This is a genomic window from Streptomyces sp. CG4 (genome assembly GCF_041080655.1).
GTDB lineage: Bacteria > Actinomycetota > Actinomycetes > Streptomycetales > Streptomycetaceae > Streptomyces.
This window is the reverse complement of the sequence record NZ_CP163525.1, coordinates 3,553,102-3,569,035: the sequence shown is the minus strand read 5'-3', so window position 1 is coordinate 3,569,035 and position 15,934 is coordinate 3,553,102. Positions and strand designations below refer to the sequence as shown.

General features: G+C 67.2%; 15 protein-coding genes and 2 pseudogenes. 9 read left to right on the top strand and 8 right to left on the bottom strand.

Going from position 1 to position 15,934, the window contains the following annotated elements:
• Positions 1-50: 50 nt before the first annotated feature.
• The 6 genes from typA to AB5L52_RS16055 all read left to right on the top strand — a co-directional run bounded on the left by typA (position 51) and on the right by AB5L52_RS16055 (position 8,570).
• The gene (gene typA, locus AB5L52_RS16080) at positions 51-1,958 is read left to right on the top strand and encodes a translational GTPase TypA (RefSeq protein ID WP_351021026.1); all 1,908 of its coding nucleotides are present in this window, start codon (positions 51-53) and stop codon (positions 1,956-1,958) included.
• A 409-nt stretch (positions 1,959-2,367) separates the two neighbouring features.
• Entirely contained in the window at positions 2,368-3,402 is a 1,035-nt protein-coding gene (locus AB5L52_RS16075) for an ABC transporter permease (protein ID WP_351021024.1), read from the top strand.
• A gap of 59 nt (positions 3,403-3,461) precedes the next feature.
• Positions 3,462-5,270: an ABC transporter substrate-binding protein gene (locus tag AB5L52_RS16070; RefSeq protein WP_351021022.1), complete on the top strand. Its 1,809-nt coding sequence runs from the start codon at positions 3,462-3,464 to the stop codon at positions 5,268-5,270.
• Between the two features lie 93 nt (positions 5,271-5,363).
• Positions 5,364-6,344: an ABC transporter permease gene (locus tag AB5L52_RS16065; RefSeq protein ID WP_351021020.1), complete on the top strand. Its 981-nt coding sequence runs from the start codon at positions 5,364-5,366 to the stop codon at positions 6,342-6,344.
• A gap of 27 nt (positions 6,345-6,371) precedes the next feature.
• Positions 6,372-7,436, top strand: coding sequence for an ABC transporter ATP-binding protein (locus tag AB5L52_RS16060; protein WP_369364652.1), 1,065 nt, complete (start codon positions 6,372-6,374; stop codon positions 7,434-7,436).
• Positions 7,437-7,448: 12 nt separating this feature from the next.
• A complete protein-coding gene (locus AB5L52_RS16055) occupies positions 7,449-8,570 on the top strand; it encodes an ABC transporter ATP-binding protein (protein WP_369364650.1) in 1,122 nt (373 codons plus the stop codon).
• A gap of 24 nt (positions 8,571-8,594) precedes the next feature.
• Here the strand turns inward: AB5L52_RS16055 and AB5L52_RS16050 are convergent, their stop codons facing one another.
• From AB5L52_RS16050 to AB5L52_RS16025, 6 genes and pseudogenes are all read right to left on the bottom strand, one after another.
• Positions 8,595-8,858: a hypothetical protein gene (locus AB5L52_RS16050; protein ID WP_369364648.1), complete on the bottom strand. Its 264-nt coding sequence runs from the start codon at positions 8,856-8,858 to the stop codon at positions 8,595-8,597.
• A 55-nt stretch (positions 8,859-8,913) separates the two neighbouring features.
• Positions 8,914-9,318 carry a nuclear transport factor 2 family protein gene (locus AB5L52_RS16045; RefSeq protein ID WP_369364646.1) on the bottom strand — a complete coding sequence of 135 codons (405 nt, stop codon included), beginning with the start codon at positions 9,316-9,318 and terminating at the stop codon, positions 8,914-8,916.
• Positions 9,319-9,407: 89 nt separating this feature from the next.
• Positions 9,408-9,886: pseudogene (locus AB5L52_RS16040) on the bottom strand (hypothetical protein).
• A gap of 19 nt (positions 9,887-9,905) precedes the next feature.
• On the bottom strand, positions 9,906-10,670 hold the full coding sequence (locus AB5L52_RS16035; protein WP_369364643.1) for a trans-aconitate 2-methyltransferase: 765 nt from the start codon (positions 10,668-10,670) through the stop codon (positions 9,906-9,908).
• A 64-nt stretch (positions 10,671-10,734) separates the two neighbouring features.
• The gene (locus tag AB5L52_RS16030) at positions 10,735-10,926 is read right to left on the bottom strand and encodes a DUF397 domain-containing protein (RefSeq protein ID WP_369364640.1); all 192 of its coding nucleotides are present in this window, start codon (positions 10,924-10,926) and stop codon (positions 10,735-10,737) included.
• 7 nt (positions 10,927-10,933) lie between these two features.
• The gene (locus AB5L52_RS16025) at positions 10,934-11,785 is read right to left on the bottom strand and encodes a helix-turn-helix transcriptional regulator (RefSeq protein ID WP_369364638.1); all 852 of its coding nucleotides are present in this window, start codon (positions 11,783-11,785) and stop codon (positions 10,934-10,936) included.
• Positions 11,786-11,988: 203 nt separating this feature from the next.
• Between AB5L52_RS16025 and AB5L52_RS16020 the strand changes: the two genes are divergently transcribed.
• The 3 genes and pseudogenes from AB5L52_RS16020 to AB5L52_RS16010 form a co-directional block, all read left to right on the top strand.
• Positions 11,989-12,399, top strand: a complete 411-nt coding sequence (locus AB5L52_RS16020) for an ATP-binding protein (protein ID WP_369364637.1) — start codon at positions 11,989-11,991, stop codon at positions 12,397-12,399.
• Between the two features lie 32 nt (positions 12,400-12,431).
• Positions 12,432-13,340 carry a hypothetical protein gene (locus AB5L52_RS16015; protein ID WP_369364636.1) on the top strand — a complete coding sequence of 303 codons (909 nt, stop codon included), beginning with the start codon at positions 12,432-12,434 and terminating at the stop codon, positions 13,338-13,340.
• An 8-nt stretch (positions 13,341-13,348) separates the two neighbouring features.
• Positions 13,349-13,624 (top strand): annotated as a pseudogene (locus AB5L52_RS16010) (hypothetical protein); the annotation flags it as partial.
• Between the two features lie 143 nt (positions 13,625-13,767).
• On the opposite strand, the gene AB5L52_RS16005 reads toward AB5L52_RS16010, so the two are convergent.
• Both AB5L52_RS16005 and AB5L52_RS16000 read right to left on the bottom strand, forming a co-directional pair.
• Entirely contained in the window at positions 13,768-14,826 is a 1,059-nt protein-coding gene (locus tag AB5L52_RS16005; RefSeq protein ID WP_351562042.1) for a dipeptide ABC transporter ATP-binding protein, read from the bottom strand.
• Between the two features lie 26 nt (positions 14,827-14,852).
• Positions 14,853-15,890, bottom strand: a complete 1,038-nt coding sequence (locus AB5L52_RS16000) for an ABC transporter ATP-binding protein (protein ID WP_351562045.1) — start codon at positions 15,888-15,890, stop codon at positions 14,853-14,855.
• Positions 15,891-15,934 lie beyond the last annotated feature (44 nt).

Here is a 15,934-nt window from a genome sequence, read left to right as displayed (position 1 = left end):
ACGCAGACGTACGCGCAGGCTTTCCTCACACTCCGGGAGTACGGCAACCTATGGCCACGCGCCACGACATCCGCAACGTCGCCATCGTCGCTCACGTCGACCACGGCAAGACCACCATCGTCGACGGCATGCTGAAGCAGGCCGGCGCGTTCGCCGCCCACCAGCTCGACCAGGTCGACGACCGGGTCATGGACTCGAACGACCTGGAGCGTGAGAAGGGCATCACGATCCTCGCCAAGAACACGGCGGTGAAGTACCACCCCAAGGACGGCGGGGACCCGATCACCATCAACATCATCGACACCCCCGGCCACGCCGACTTCGGTGGCGAGGTCGAGCGCGGTCTGTCGATGGTGGACGGTGTCGTGCTGCTGGTGGACGCCTCCGAGGGCCCGCTGCCGCAGACCCGCTTCGTGCTGCGCAAGGCCCTCCAGCAGCGCCTGCCCGTCATCCTGTGCATCAACAAGACGGACCGCCCGGACTCCCGCATCGACGAGGTCGTCAACGAGACGTACGACCTCTTCCTGGACCTGGACGCGGACGAGGACCAGATCGAGTTCCCGATCGTCTACGCCTGCGGCCGTGACGGCGTCGCCTCGCTGACCAAGCCGGAAGACGGCACCGTCCCCGCCGACAGCGACAGCCTGGAGCCGTTCTTCTCCACGATCCTGGAGCACATCCCGGCCCCGACCTACGACGAGGCCGCCCCGCTCCAGGCCCACGTCACCAACCTCGACGCCGACAACTTCCTCGGCCGTATCGCGCTGCTCCGCGTCGAGCAGGGCGAGCTGCGCAAGGGCCAGACCGTCGCCTGGATCAAGCGCGACGGCACCATCAGCAACGTCCGCATCTCCGAGCTGATGATGACCGAGGCGCTCACCCGCAAGCCGGCCGAGAAGGCCGGCCCCGGTGACATCTGCGCCGTCGCCGGTATCGCGGACATCATGATCGGCGAGACCCTCGCCGACACCGAGAACCCCGTCCCGCTGCCGCTGATCACGGTCGACGAGCCCGCGATCTCCATGACCATCGGCACCAACACCTCCCCGCTGGTCGGCCGGGGCGGCACCGGCAAGGGCGCGGACGCCAAGGCGGCCGTGAAGGACCGCAAGGTCACCGCCCGCCAGGTGAAGGACCGGCTCGACCGCGAGCTGATCGGTAACGTCAGCCTCCGGGTCCTGGACACCGAGCGCCCCGACGCCTGGGAGGTGCAGGGCCGTGGCGAGCTGGCGCTGGCCATCCTGGTCGAGCAGATGCGCCGCGAGGGCTTCGAGCTGACCATCGGCAAGCCCCAGGTGGTCACCAAGGATGTCGACGGCAAGACGTACGAGCCCGTCGAGCGCATGACGATCGACGTGCCCGAGGAGCACATGGGTGCCGTCACGCAGCTCATGGGCGTCCGCAAGGGCCGCATGGACAACATGTCGAACCACGGCTCCGGCTGGGTCCGCATGGAGTTCGTCGTGCCGTCCCGCGGTCTGATCGGTTTCCGGACCGAGTTCCTGACCCAGACCCGCGGCACCGGCATCGGCCACTCGATCCACGAGGGCTTCGAGCCCTGGTTCGGCACCCTGCAGACGCGCAACAACGGCTCGCTGGTCGCCGACCGCTCCGGTGCCGTCACCGCGTTCGCGATGACGAACCTCCAGGAGCGCGGCGTGCTCTTCACGGAGCCGGGCACCGAGGTGTACGAGGGCATGATCGTCGGCGAGAACTCGCGCTCCGACGACATGGACGTGAACATCACCAAGGAGAAGAAGCTCACGAACATGCGGTCGTCCTCGGCCGACTCGTTCGAGGCGATCGTGCCGCCGCGCAAGCTCTCCCTTGAGCAGTCGCTGGAGTTCTGCCGCGACGACGAGTGCGTCGAGGTGACCCCGGAGGCCGTTCGCATCCGCAAGGTCAACCTCGACCAGCGGGAGCGGGCGCGCGCCGCGAGCCGCGCCAAGCACGGCTGATCCACCGGCAGTTGAGCCCGGGTGCCCCCATCGTGGGGGTGCCCGGGCTTTTTGCAACCCATTTTCTGGCGCCCTATGTCCGGCATGCGGACATCGCTGCCCGATACCCATGTAACAAGTCCGTTTCGTGGCTTCTTTCATCGAACAGTTTGTCCAGATTTTGGAAGGTCCAGCCGCGATCCGTGACTGAATTGAGATCTACCGGCAGTGGTCGGTAGTGGACCCATGGCAGATAGTTAGCCGCGAAGCGCTCGGGTCAATGGGTCTCGCACTGTGGGGACAGTGCGCCGACTCACGAGCAAGCACCAGGGGGTGTCTGACCCTCCGTCAGGGGTGTCGGAGGGAAGGCAGAAACCCTCTTCTTGTTGGTGAACGCGTGGAGTCACTCATACCTTGAAACGGACGAACCGTGACAAGTCCTATCGACATTGAGGGTGGCGGGACTTCGGTCGACGTCGACGGAGAACCAGGGCCGGAGACACAAGGCGAGGCCGTCAAGCTCGCGGGCCGGTCCCCCGGCCAGCTGATGTGGCTGCGTTTCAAACGCGACCGCACAGGCGTGATCTCGGCCTACGTCGTGGGCTTCTTCTTCCTGATCGGACTGCTCGCCCCGCTGATCGCCAAGCTGTACGGAAAGAACCCGTACACGGTGTACGCGGACGAACGTCCGGAGCTCTTCGACAGCGCCGGTGTGCCGGTGCAGCCCAACGGAGGTATCGGCGGCGACTTCTGGTTCGGCCTCGAACCCGGCAACGGCTACGACGTCTTCACCAAGCTGATCTACGGCATCCGCACCTCGCTGATGATCTCGGTCGCCGTCACCGTCGCGGTCGTCCTGACCGGCATCCTGCTCGGCGTCACCGCGGGCTATGTCGGCGGCAGGACCGACTACTTCATCGGCCGGGTCATCGACTTCCTGCTTGCCTTCCCGGCCCAGCTGTTCTTCATCGCGAGCATGCCGGTCGTGGTCTCCCTGTTCGTCAGCCCCCGCGACGAGACCCCCACCTATGTCCGGGTGGTGGCCCTGATCATCGTCCAGTGGTTCCTGGGCTGGATGGGGCTCGGCCGTATCCTGCGCGGCACCGCACTCGCCCTGCGGGAACGGGAGTTCATCGAAGCGGCCCGGGTCAGCGGTGCCTCGTCCTGGCGGATCATCCGCAGGGAGATCCTGCCGAACGTCGTCACGCCGCTGCTGGTGCAGGCGACGTACCTGCTGCCCGGGTTCGTGACGGCCGAGGCCGGTCTGTCCTTCCTGGGCGTCGGCATCGTCGAACCGACGCCGGACTGGGGGCAGATGTTCTCCAAGGCGTCCACCGAACTGGTGATGCAGAACGACATCACCTACATGTTCTTCCCCGGCGTCTCGATGATCATCTTCGTCGTCGCGTTCAACCTGCTCGGGGACTCGGTCAGAGACGCCTTCGATCCCAAGACCGCGCGCTGACCCGGCACCACGTCAACCACACGGATCGTCACTTTCACAGATGGGTGGGAATCTTCGTGATGAGTAGGGGCGGACGCCACGCATACGGCGCACTCTCCGTGCTCGCGGCCGGAGCACTCGTGCTCACCGGCTGCAGCAAGGGCGGCAGTGACAGCGGCGGCAACGGCAAGAAGGACCAGCAGGACGCCAAACGGCAGCAGGCGTCCATCAAGTTCGGCGGCGCGGCCGACTCCAACGGCCCGGCGACGCCCGTGCCCGGCGCCAAGTCCGGCGGCGCGATGGAGGTGCTGCAGCGGGACTCGTACGCACACCTCGACCCGGGCCAGATCTACGTCTCCGACATGATGTCCGTCGCACAACTGCTGCACAGAGGCCTGACCGGCTACAAGGCCACGAGCGACGACGGCCACCAGCACGAGGTGGTCGGCGACCTCGCCACCGACTCCGGCACCACCACCGACGGCGGCAAGACCTGGAAGTACACGCTCAAGGACGGCATCAAGTTCGCGGACGGCACGCCGATCACGTCCCAGGACATACGCCACACCTTCGAGCGGCTCTTCGCGCCGTTCATCAACCAGGGTCCCACCTACATCCAGCAGTGGCTCGCGGACACCTCCGGCGCCGCCTACCGCAAGCTGCTGCCGGACGGGCCGTACAAGGGCAAGCACCTGCCCGACTCCGTCCTGCAGACCCCGGACGCGAAGACGATCGTCTTCCACTTCAAGACCCCGCACCCGGACCTGCCCTACGCGCTGGCCATGGCCGGCTACTCGGCGGTCTCGGAGAAGGGCGACACCAAGGAGAAGTACGACAAGAATCCGGTGGTGTCCGGCCCGTACAAGATCCAGTCGTTCAAGTCCGGCAAGTCGATGGTGCTCGTCAAGAACACCAACTGGGACCCGAAGACGGACCCGATCCGGCACCAGTACGTGGACCAGTTCAACATCACGTTCAACCAGCAGTTCGAGACCTCCACCAAGGCCCTGCTCGCCGACAGCGGCGCCGACCAGGCCGGCCTGAGCTTCAACAACCAGGTCGACGCGGGCAACCTGTCCCAGGTCCTCAAGGACCCGAAGATGAAGTCCCGCACGGTCTCCGGCTACCAGCCCTACGTCGGCCAGATGAACATCAACATGAGCCACCCGGCCATGAAGGACAAGACGGTCCGCGAGGCCATCGCCTACGCCCTGCCGATCACCCCGTTCGTGCGCGCCTACGGCGGCACCGACGCGATGGAGGTCGCGGGCGGCCTGATCTCCCCGACCGTCTCCGGCTACGACCCCTCCTTCGACCCGTGGGGCAAGAAGAAGAACCCCGCCGGTGACCCGGCCAAGGCCAAGGCGCTGCTGCAGAAGGCCGGCAAGCTGGGCATGAAGCTGACCTTCGGCTACATCAACACCCCCGAGGGCCAGCAGTACTCCACCGCCATGGCAGCGGGCCTGCAGAAGGCCGGCTTCAACGTCCAGCGCCAGGAGATCCCGGCCGAGACCTACTACGACCAGGTCTCCAAGCTCAACAACAACTACGACATCTTCCACACCGCGTGGGGTGCCGACTGGCCGTCCTCCCTGACCGTGATCCCGCCGCTGTACGACGGCCGGGTGATCGCCGACGGCGCGCAGAACTACTCCCAGGTCAACGACCCGAAGATCAACAGCGAGATCGACCGGATCACCAAGATCACCGACCCGGTCAAGGCGGCGGCCGAGTGGGAGAAGCTCGACGAGTACATCGTGAAGGACAGCGTCAACGTCGTCCCGACCGCGTACTACAAGCAGAGCCAGATCGCCGGTTCCAAGGTCGGCGGCCTCGTCTACGACGACGTGATCGGCGGCGTCGACCCGCGCCGCCTCTTCATCAAGTAACCGTCCCCGTCCGGCACCCGGCGCGCCCCCGCCACAGCGGAAGGAGCGCGCCGGGTACCGCCCGGGCCGCCGACGTCTGAGAGCTGCCCTGTCATGCTGCGCTTCCTCGTGCGCCGGTTCATCGGTGCCGTCGTCATTCTCTTCCTGCTGAGCATGGTCACGTTCGTGCTGTTCTTCGGGGTGCCCCGGGATCCGGCGCTGCTGATGTGCGGCAAGACCTGCAACCCGGACAGCATCGCGAACATCCACCATGTGCTCGGCCTGGACAAACCCATCACCGAGCAGTACTGGATCTTCCTGCACAACCTCGTCGTGGGCAGCAGCCAGTTCGCCCAGGGACCGTGCCCCGCCCCCTGCTTCGGCTACTCGTACCACACCAACGAGCAGGTCTGGGCCACCCTGATGGACCGGCTGCCCACCACCGTCTCCCTCACCCTGGGCGCGGCCCTGTGCTTCCTGCTCGTCGGCCTCGGCACCGGGCTGCTCGCCGCCTGGCGGCGCGGCACGCTGATCGACAAGACGGCCACCGCCGGCGCCATGGTCATCAGCTCGCTGCAGATCTACTTCCTCGGCCCGCTGGCCCTGGCGATCCTCGTCTACCAGACCCACTGGTTCGACAAGCCCGCCTACAACGAGTTCACCCACGACCCCCTCTCCTGGTTCGCCGGGCTGATCATCCCCTGGGTGGTGCTGTCCACGATCTTCGCCGCGCAGTACACCCGTATGGCGCGCTCCTCGATGATCGAACAGCTCCAGGAGGAACACGTCCGCACCGCCCGCGCCAAGGGCATGTCCCGGGCCTACGTCTTCTTCCGCTACGCCTGGCGCGGCTCGCTCATCCCGATCGTCACCATCTTCGGCATCGACCTCGGCTCGCTGTTCGGCGGCGCCATCATCACCGAGTACACCTTCGGCCTGCCCGGTCTCGGCAACCTCGCCGTCCAGTCCGTCTTCTTCAGCGACCTGCCGCTGCTGCTCGGCGTGATGCTCTTCTCCGCCAGCATGATCCTGCTGTTCAACATCATCGTCGACGCCGCGTACGCCTTCATCGACCCGCGCGTGCGGCTGTCCTAGGCCGCATGAGGAGACTGTGAGACTGTCGTGACCACTCTGACCAAGGAAGCCGGAACCCCGGACCCGGCCGGCTCCGGCCCCCTGCTCTCCGTGCGGGACCTGCACGTCAGCTTCAAGACGGAGGACGGCGTCGTACGGGCCGTGGACGGGCTCTCCTTCGACCTCGAACGCGGCAGGACGCTCGGCATCGTGGGCGAGTCCGGCTCGGGCAAGTCGGTGACCAACCTGACCATCCTCGGCCTGCACAACCCCATGTTCACCACGGTCGAGGGCGAAATCCTCCTGGACGGCCGGGAGTTGACCACGGCCCGCGAGTCCGAACTGGAGAAGCTGCGCGGCAACAAGGTCGCCATGATCTTCCAGGACCCGCTCACCGCGCTCTCCCCGTACTACACGGTGGGCCGCCAGATCGCCGAGCCGTACATGAAGCACACCGGCGCCGCCAAGAAGGAGGCCTGGCATCGCGCCGTGGACATGCTCGGCAAGGTCGGCATCCCGAACCCCAAGGAGCGGGCGAAGGACTATCCGCACCAGTTCTCCGGCGGAATGCGCCAGCGCGCGATGATCGCCATGGCGCTGGTCTGCGACCCCGACCTGCTCATCGCCGACGAGCCGACGACGGCCCTCGACGTCACGGTCCAAGCCCAGATTCTCGATCTGCTCAAGGACCTGCAACAGGAGTTCGGATCCGGCATCATCTTCATCACCCACGACCTGGGGGTGATCGCCGACATGGCCGACGACATCATGGTGATGTACGCGGGCGGCGCGGTGGAGCGGGGCACGACCGACGAGGTGCTGCGCTCGCCCCGGCATCCGTACACCTGGGGCCTGCTGAACTCGATGCCGCGCCTGGACTCCGACCTGGGCGGCCGGCTGTCCCCGATCCCCGGCACCCCGCCCTCGCTGCTCACCCCGCCCTCCGGCTGCCGCTTCCATCCCCGCTGCACCTTCCAGGACCGGGTCGAGGGCACGGGCCGCTGTGTGCGCGAGCGCCCACTGCTGGCGCCGGACCGGGCCTCCGCGTGCCATCTCACGGAGGACCAGAAGCGGACCGTCTTCATCGAAGAGATCAAGCCCCGGCTGGGCTAGGAGGACAGTGTCATGACAGAGGAGAACGTCCTCACGGCCCCGCGAGGGAAGAGCAGCGGCGCGGACGGGGAGCCGCTGTTGCGGGTCTCGGGTCTGACCAAGCACTTCCCCGTCAAGGGCGGCTTCCCGATCCGCCGGACGATCGGCGCGGTGCAGGCCGTGGACGGCATCGACCTGACCGTGCACGCCGGGGAAAGCTTCGGCCTGGTCGGCGAGTCGGGCTGCGGCAAGTCGACCACGGGCCGGCTGATCACGCGTCTGCTGGAGCCGACGTCCGGGTCGATCACCTACCGCGGCCAGGACATCAGCCACGCGAACCGCAAGCAACTGGCACCGATCCGCTCCGAGATCCAGATGATCTTCCAGGACCCGTACTCGTCGCTGAACCCGCGCCAGACGGTCGGCAAGATCATCTCCGGCCCGATGGAGATCAACGGGATCCAGCCGGAGGGCGGGAGGGAGAAGCGAGTCCGCGAACTCCTGGAGATCGTCGGCCTGAACCCGGAGCACTACAACCGCTTCCCGCACGAGTTCTCCGGCGGCCAGCGCCAACGCATCGGCGTGGCAAGGGCGTTGGCCCTGGAACCGAAGCTGATCGTGGCGGACGAACCGGTCTCGGCCCTGGACGTCTCGATCCAGGCCCAGGTGGTCAACCTCCTCCAGAAGGTCCAGAAGGAACTGGGCATCGCGTTCGTCTTCATCGCCCACGACCTCGCGATCGTCCGCCACTTCTCGCAGCGGGTGGCCGTGATGTACCTCGGCAAGATCATCGAGGTGGGCGACCGCGAATCCATCTACACCCGGCCGCGCCACCCGTACACCCACGCCCTGCTGTCCGCGGTCCCCGAGGTGAACCTCACGGACGAGGACACGGGCGGCCGCGAGCGCATCCGCCTGGCCGGCGACGTCCCGTCCCCGATCTCCCCGCCCTCCGGCTGCCGCTTCCGTACGCGCTGCTGGAAGGCCCAGGACACGTGCGCGACCGAGGAACCACCGCTGATCCAGCTCTCCGGCAACCACGAGGGCCATCTGACGGCCTGCCACTTCCCGGAGGAGCCGACGACCGAGGCGCGGGACGAGGACATCGTGCTGGATCCGGCGCTGGCGGCGCTGGAGGAGGAGGGGACGGACTAGGCGTATGGCCCTGAGCTGTTCGCCTCACGCGGCAAACGGATCACCCATCACACCACAGAGCCGCACGAGCCCCGGCCGTCCCTCGTCACTGACCTGCGCATAGACCGTGTACGTCCATCCCTGCGACTCCGCTTCGCGCCGTGTCCAGTCCAGCACTTCGTCGACATCGGCCTCTGACACTTGGTATTCGTGCGACTGATTACTGGCCGTGTCCCAGAAGTAGACGCGGTAGACGGCACGGTCCTGCTCCCAGGCCATATCCCTGGGATCTACTGGACGAATGTGCATGGTTCGATCTTAGAACCCGAGACTCCGGCGCCCTGAGATCAATCCGGGCTTGACCTCAGGGCGCGGTGAAGAAGGAACTCATGCCGTCGACGTCCGAGAGATAGCTGTCGATGGCGGTGATACGTCCGTGGTGCGTGGTCAGCACGGTCGCGAGGTACTCGTCGAGCCGACGGCCGTCAGGGGCGGTTGCCGTGTTGTGGAGCGAGAGGGCGGCGCCGTGCGCGCCGACGAGTACATGCAGCAGCTCGGTGTGCAGTCCCCTGCTCGCGATGTGCCGAGCCCGGTCCACGACCGCTTCGGCGCCGTGGACGGTGCCGGAGATCGTGCCCGTTCCCGGCATGCTCCAGGCGATGTCGTCAGCCAGCAGACCCCGCAGCGCCTCCCAGTCCCGGGCCTGGAAGGCGGTGAGGAAGCGTTCGGCGATGGTCGCGATGGTCAGAGCGGCGCTGTTCGTGGACATGGCTCCCCGGTTTCTCCACCGACTGCCGTCAATTCCCTGACGAGCCTATGCGGATCGTCCCCGCGGTGAGCCCCCGTAGCGGGGTGCTCTCACCACCCGGCAGCCGACGGCGGTACCTCGACGACGAAGAACAGGAAGTTGGGCTTGGTCGAAAGGTCGTGGAAGCCGTCGGGAAACAGTTCACGGGCGGCCGGGTCGGGCCGCGGCTCGCTGATGACGGCAAGGCGGAAGCCGGCGGTGGTGAAGGCATCGGTCATCGCGTGCAACGGCCTGCGCCAGAACCGCATAGGGAAGGACTGCCCGTTGAACGTCCAGTCGAAGGTATAGCTGGTGGTCGCGAAGTAGTCGGGCCGAGGATCCTCGATCGTGTAGGCCACGACAGGGTGGTCCACCGACGCGATCAGCCGGCCGCCGGGCCTGAGCACGCGCCGTATCTCGGCCAGCGTCGGCTCACGAGGTTGTTCTCGGTCTCCGCCGAGTACGCCTCGGCGAAGCGGTCGTAGTCGTTCGCCCGGGCCGGATCCGCAGGCCGGGCGAGACTCTCGGGTACGTCGGTTAAGCGTTCCATTGTCGCAGCAGCCTAGTGGTCACATGATCCGCCGGGCAGAACCCGGCTGGGCTCGTCGGGCCACGGTGATGATCTCGGGGCTGGCGGGGGTGAGCGGGTTCCGGCCCCAGTCCCCGTACTGTTCGACGACGGCCAGCCCGGCCTCGGCCAGGAAGGCCGTGAGGGAGTCCGGATCCAGGAAGCGCAGGACGCTGTGGCAGACCCGTGGGGTCGGCCAGGGGGCGCCGGCGTAGGTCTCCGTGAAGCGCACCCGGCCCCCGATGAGCGGCTGTTGGACCTCGTGCCACACCCGTACCGGAGTGCCGTCATCGGCGGTGATCTCGTAGATCCGCTCGGGTGTCCAGCGCTCCCAGGCACGGGCGGCCGGATTGCGGCTCTCGAAGACGAACCGTCCGTCGGCGCCGAGGGCCGCACGGACCGCGCGCAGACACGACCGGATCTCCTCGTCGCCGACCAGTTCCTGGAACGCGTGCCCGGTCATGACGACGAGGTCGAACTCCCCGTCCCAGCGCCGCACTCGGGTGTCACCGAGCACCCACTCGACGTCCGGCCGGGCCCGCCGCGCCTGTACGAGCATGGCCGGGGCCGGATCCAGACCCATCAGCCGGCCCTGGTGCCCCTCGGCCCGGGCCCGCCGCAACAGCCGCCCGGTGCCGCAGCCGATGTCCAGCACCGAGCGGGCCTCCCGCACCAGACCGAGGTAGAAGTCGTCACCCGGTCCCCAGGGGTTGAGGTGGTCATAGAGCGCGGCGAGCGCGAGATCGGTGAACGAATGATCTACCACCGCGGCAGTCTGACACACGATGTTGAACGGTGTGTCAGGTTCCGGTGCACTTCTTGAGCGTCTCTCAACTCCGGTGCTGCTTCAGAGTGTTGATGAAGGGGGTGAAGGTGCTGGGGGGGAAGGTGAGGGTGGCTCTTGCCGGGGCCTTGGAGTCGCGGACTGCTATGTTGGCGGGGCGGATGGAGACCTCCACGCAGGCATTGCCCTCACCGCCGCCGGAATAGGACGACTTGCGCCAGTGGTCGCGGATGGCCATGAGTGCCTCACAGTTCCTTCGCCAGTCCGTGGATGAAGTCGCGTGAACGTCCGGGTTCGAGCGACACCGCTTCCAGCCTACGGAAGAGTGCGCGGAAGCGGTTGAGTTGTGCTTCGGCGTCGATGAATCCAGTCCTGTGGGGGCCGTCGCGAACCACTGTGTCCAGCTTGGGCACCGGACCACCCGCGTACACCATGGCGCTTCCGGCTCCGCCGAAGTCGTCCAGGTCGAAGGGGATGACGCGCACGGTGATGTGGTCGCGTTCGGAGAGTTCCAGTACATGGGCGAGTTGAGCCCGCGCCGCGGCACGGTCGCGGACTCTGATGCGCAGCGCCGCTTCGTGGACCAGGGCCTCGTACGGAATCGGGTCGGCACGCTGGATGACGACCTTGCGCCGCATCCGGTGTTCGGCCCACAGCTCCAGCTCGCTTTGGGGGTGATCCGGGTTTACGTACGAGAAGAGTCCTCGGGCGTAATCCTCGGTCTGGAGAAGACCTGGGACGTGCAGGAAGTCCACGTCCCACCGGTAGCTGGCGTGGTGCTCCAGCTCGGACAGGTCCAGGAACGGTGTAGACAGGCGGCCCCGGTACTCCTCCCACCAGCCTCGCGTGCGGTCCGTGGCCATGGCCACCAGGGCCTCGATGAGTTCGGGGTCAGAGCAGGCGTAGTTGGCGGCGAGGCGACGTAGCCGGTTCTCGCTCACACCCGTGTAGCCGGCCTCGATCTGGCTGATGTGGGGAGGGCTCACTCCGAGTAGTCTCGCCGCCTCCCGTGCGCTGAGGCCTGCCGCGTCACGGAGCCTGCGCAACTCTGTCGCCAGGCGCATCTGACGTGCCGTCGGCTCGTCCCTCAATGCCATCGGCGGATCCTCTCAACACGTCCGTGAACTCGACTCGTTCGGGCGTCAGATTACGCGACCAGCTTGCGATGCATTAACAGTAAGCCTTACCGTCGGTGATGCAATGCACACGCAGCGGAAGCGCACCGCGCTGTCCTGCCGTGACGGCTGCGGCAAGGCCACCGCGTGCCAAATCCCTCTCTCTGTACTGGAGTTGATGACGCATGCCCGAAAACGAAGCCTGGGACTACACGCTCTACGTCCCCAACGACCTCAGAGCCGTGACGGTGTGCCGTCGCACTCTGCGTCTGATCCTGACCCTGCATGGGTTGATCGGGATCGTGGACACGGCGGAGTTGCTGGCGGCTGAGCTGGTGTCCAATGCCGTGCGGCATACGAAGGGGCCGGCGGCGTTGAGGGTGCGTCGTACCCCGGAGGGCACGGTGTGGATCGGGGCGTGGGACACCGATCCCGCTCCGCCGGATCCGCTGCGTCCGCTGGAGCAGGTGGCGGAGTTGGAGGACGGGCGGGGGCTGGGGCTGGTGAAGGCGTGTGCGGAGTACTGGGGGTGGCAGCCTACGGCCCGGTTCGGGGACCGGGGGAAGTACGTGTGGTGCGAACTTGCGGCGGCGTAGCTCGTTGATCACCGCGATGGAAAGGAGAGCTGATGGTCGGCTCGTCGCATGAGGCGTTGCATCGGATCTTTCAGAAGGATCCGACGCTGCTGACGAAGGCGTTACAGAAGGTGCTGCACGTGCCGTTCCCCGAGCCTCGGGAGATCGCCGCGCTGAACGTGGACCTCACCGAGATCGAACCGGTCGAGCGCCGGGTGGACACCCTGCTGCGGGCGGAGACGGACAAGGGCACGTACCTGCTGGTCGTGGAGTCGCAGGGGAAGGTGGACGAGCGCAAGCGGGGCAGCTGGCCCTACTACCTGTCCTACCTGCACGAGAAGTACCGCTGCGAGCCCGTGCTCATCGTCATCACCCAGAGCAGCAGGACGGCGCAGTGGGCATCGAAGCCGATCCGGTTCGGCTTCCCGGGCTGGGACTCGATGACGGTACGGCCGCTGGTGCTGGGTCCGGACAACGTGCCGGTGATCTCGGACGAGCGGCAGGCCGAACGGGACGTACCTCTTGCGGTGCTCTCGGCCATGACACACGGGCGTGGACCGCAGGCCGACGCCATACTGGAATCGCTGGCAGCCGCCCTGCGGACCATTGACTCAGAGACTGCCGCGGTCTTCGTGCAGTTTGTCGACTCCTGCCTGGCCGATCCCCAGGCGAAGCAGATGTGGAGGGATTTGATGACGGCAATCCAGTACTTCTGGCGGCACCCGCTGGCAGAGCAGGTGCGGGAGGAAGGCCGCGAAGAAGGCCGCGAAGAGGGACGGGAGCAAGGCCGGGCCGAGGCCAAGGCCGAGATGGTGCTCCGCGTCCTGGAATGGCGCGCTGTCCCGGTGCCCGACTCTGTCCGCGAGCGAGTGAGCGCCTGCACTGACCTGGCCCAGCTGGAGGTGTGGGCCCAGCGCGCCGTACACGCCACGAGCGCTGCGGCGCTGTTCGACGCCGAGTGACGAGGATGGCGATCCAGTACTTCTGGCGACACCCCCTGGCGGAGCAGGTGCGCGCGGAAGGCAGGGAACAAGGCAGGGAACAAGCCAGGGAAGAGGGCAGAGCCGAGGGCCGTATCGAGGGTCGCAGGGAGATGATCCTGCGCATCCTGGAGTGGCGCGGCATCCCGGTGACCGACGGGGCCCGTGAGCGAGTCACCGCCTGCACGGACCTGGATCAACTGGAGGTCTGGGCCCAGCGCGCCGTACACGCCACAGACGCGGCGGGGTTGTTCGGCACGGAGTGAGCAGCCCGGTCCCTTGGGTGTGCCGAAGGCCCGCGTCCGGGAAGACGCGGGCCTTCGTCCCTGGAAGCGGACGATCAGGGGCTCGGGTCAATGGGCCGGTGACAGTCCCTTCCGCAAGGGGCGGCTGACGGAAAAGGGGTGTGTCAGGCCGCCGCCTCGGGGTCCTTGGAGAGAGGGTCCTTGGAGGCACGGGGGGCCGGGACCGTGTCCGCCGTCTCCGGGTAGTGGCACGCCGTCAGGTGGCCGGGCTTGTTGCCCTCCACCTGGACCAGCGGCGGGGCCTCCGTCGCGCACTTCTCCGTCGCCTTCCAGCAGCGGGTGCGGAAGCGGCAGCCGGAGGGCGGGTTGATGGGGGACGGGACGTCGCCGGCCAGGCGGATGCGCTCGCGCGGCTCCGCGTCCACCGTCGCCTCGGGCACGGCGGAGAGCAGGGCCCGGGTGTAGGGGTGGCGCGGGTTGCCGTACAGGTCCTCGCGGTCGGCGATCTCGACGATCTTGCCGAGGTACATCACGGCCACGCGCTGCGAGAAGTGACGGACGATCGCGAGGTCGTGGGCGATGAAGACGAACGCGATGCCCAGTTCCTTCTGGACCTTCTGGAGCAGGTTCACGACCTGCGCCTGGATCGAGACGTCCAGGGCCGAGACCGGTTCGTCGGCGACGATGAGCTTCGGTTCCAGGGCCAGGGCGCGGGCCACGCCGATGCGTTGGCGCTGGCCGCCGGAGAACTCGTGCGGGAAGCGGTTGTAGTGCTCCGGGTTCAGGCCGACGATCTCCAGGAGTTCGCGGACCCGCTTCTCGCGGCCGCCCTCCGGGTTGATGTCGTTGATCTCCATCGGGCCCGAGATGATCTTGCCGACCGTCTGGCGCGGGTTCAGCGAGGCGTACGGGTCCTGGAAGATCATCTGGATCTCGGAGCGGATCGGCGCCAGATCCTTGCGGCCCGCGTGCGTGATGTCCTGGCCGCGGTAGGTGATCTTGCCGCCGGTCGGCTCCAGCAGGCGGGTGATCAGGCGGCCCGTGGTCGACTTGCCGCAGCCCGACTCACCGACGAGGCCCAGGCTCTCGCCCTCGGCCACCTGGAAGTCCAGGCCGTCGACGGCCTGCACCGCGCCGACCGTACGGCGGATGGGGAAGCCGCCCTTGATCGGGAAGTGCTTCGTGAGGCCGGAGACGTCCAGGAGGGGGTTCGTGTTGCTCATGGTCGTGAAGTCCCGTCTGGTTTCCGTCAGTTGTGCCGGGTTGCGGCGAAGTCGGCGAAGAGGTCCTGCTTCTGTCCCGAGGTGAGGTGGCAGGCGGAGCCGCGGCCCTCGGCCACCTCCAGCAGCGGGCGCTCCGTCGAGCAGAGCCCGTCGGCGACCTTCTCGGCGAAGGTGCAGCGCGGGTGGAAACGGCAGCCCGACGGCGGGTTGAGCAGCGAGGGCGGCGAACCGGGGATCGGCGTCAGCGGTACGTCCACCGGCCCGTCCAGGCTCGGCATCGAGTTCAGCAGGCCCAGGGTGTAGGGGTGGTCCGGGGTGCTGAGCACCTGCTTCTTGGTGCCGCGCTCCACGCACCGGCCGCCGTACATCACGAGTACGTCGTCCGCGATGTCGGCGATGACACCGAGGTCGTGGGTGATGAAGATGATCGCGGTGCCGAACTCCTGCTGGAGGTCCTTCAGGAGGTCCATGATCTGGGCCTGGACCGTCACGTCGAGGGCCGTCGTCGGCTCGTCGGCGATCAGCAGCTCCGGGTCGCAGACCAGCGCCATGGCGATCATCGCGCGCTGGCGCATACCGCCCGAGAACTGGTGCGGGTAGTCGTCGACCCGCATGTCCGGCTGGGGAATGCCGACCCGGCGCAGCATCTCGATCGCGCGCTTGCGCGCCTCGGACTTGGAGCAGCCCGTGTGCTTGCGGTAGGTCTCGCCGATCTGTGCGCCGATGGTGTGGTACGGCGACAGCGAGGCCAGCGCATCCTGGAAGATCATGGACATCTTGTTGCCGCGCAGCCGCTCCAGCTCCTTCTCGGAGGCGGTGAGCAGCTCCTTGCCGTCGAGGAGGATCTCGCCCTCGATCGCCGTGTGCGCACGGTCGTGGAGGCCCAGGATCGTCAGGTTGGTGACCGACTTGCCGGAGCCGGATTCGCCGACGATGCCGAGCGTCTGACCCTTGGCCAGGTCGAAGCTGAGTCCGTCGACTGCCTTGACGATGCCGTCCTCGGTGGAGAAGTGGACTTTCAGATCCCGGATGGAGAGGAACGGCTGCTGATCGGTGCTCGTCACGGTGACGCTCCTGGGGGTGATGCGAGGGGTAGGGGGTGGGCGGA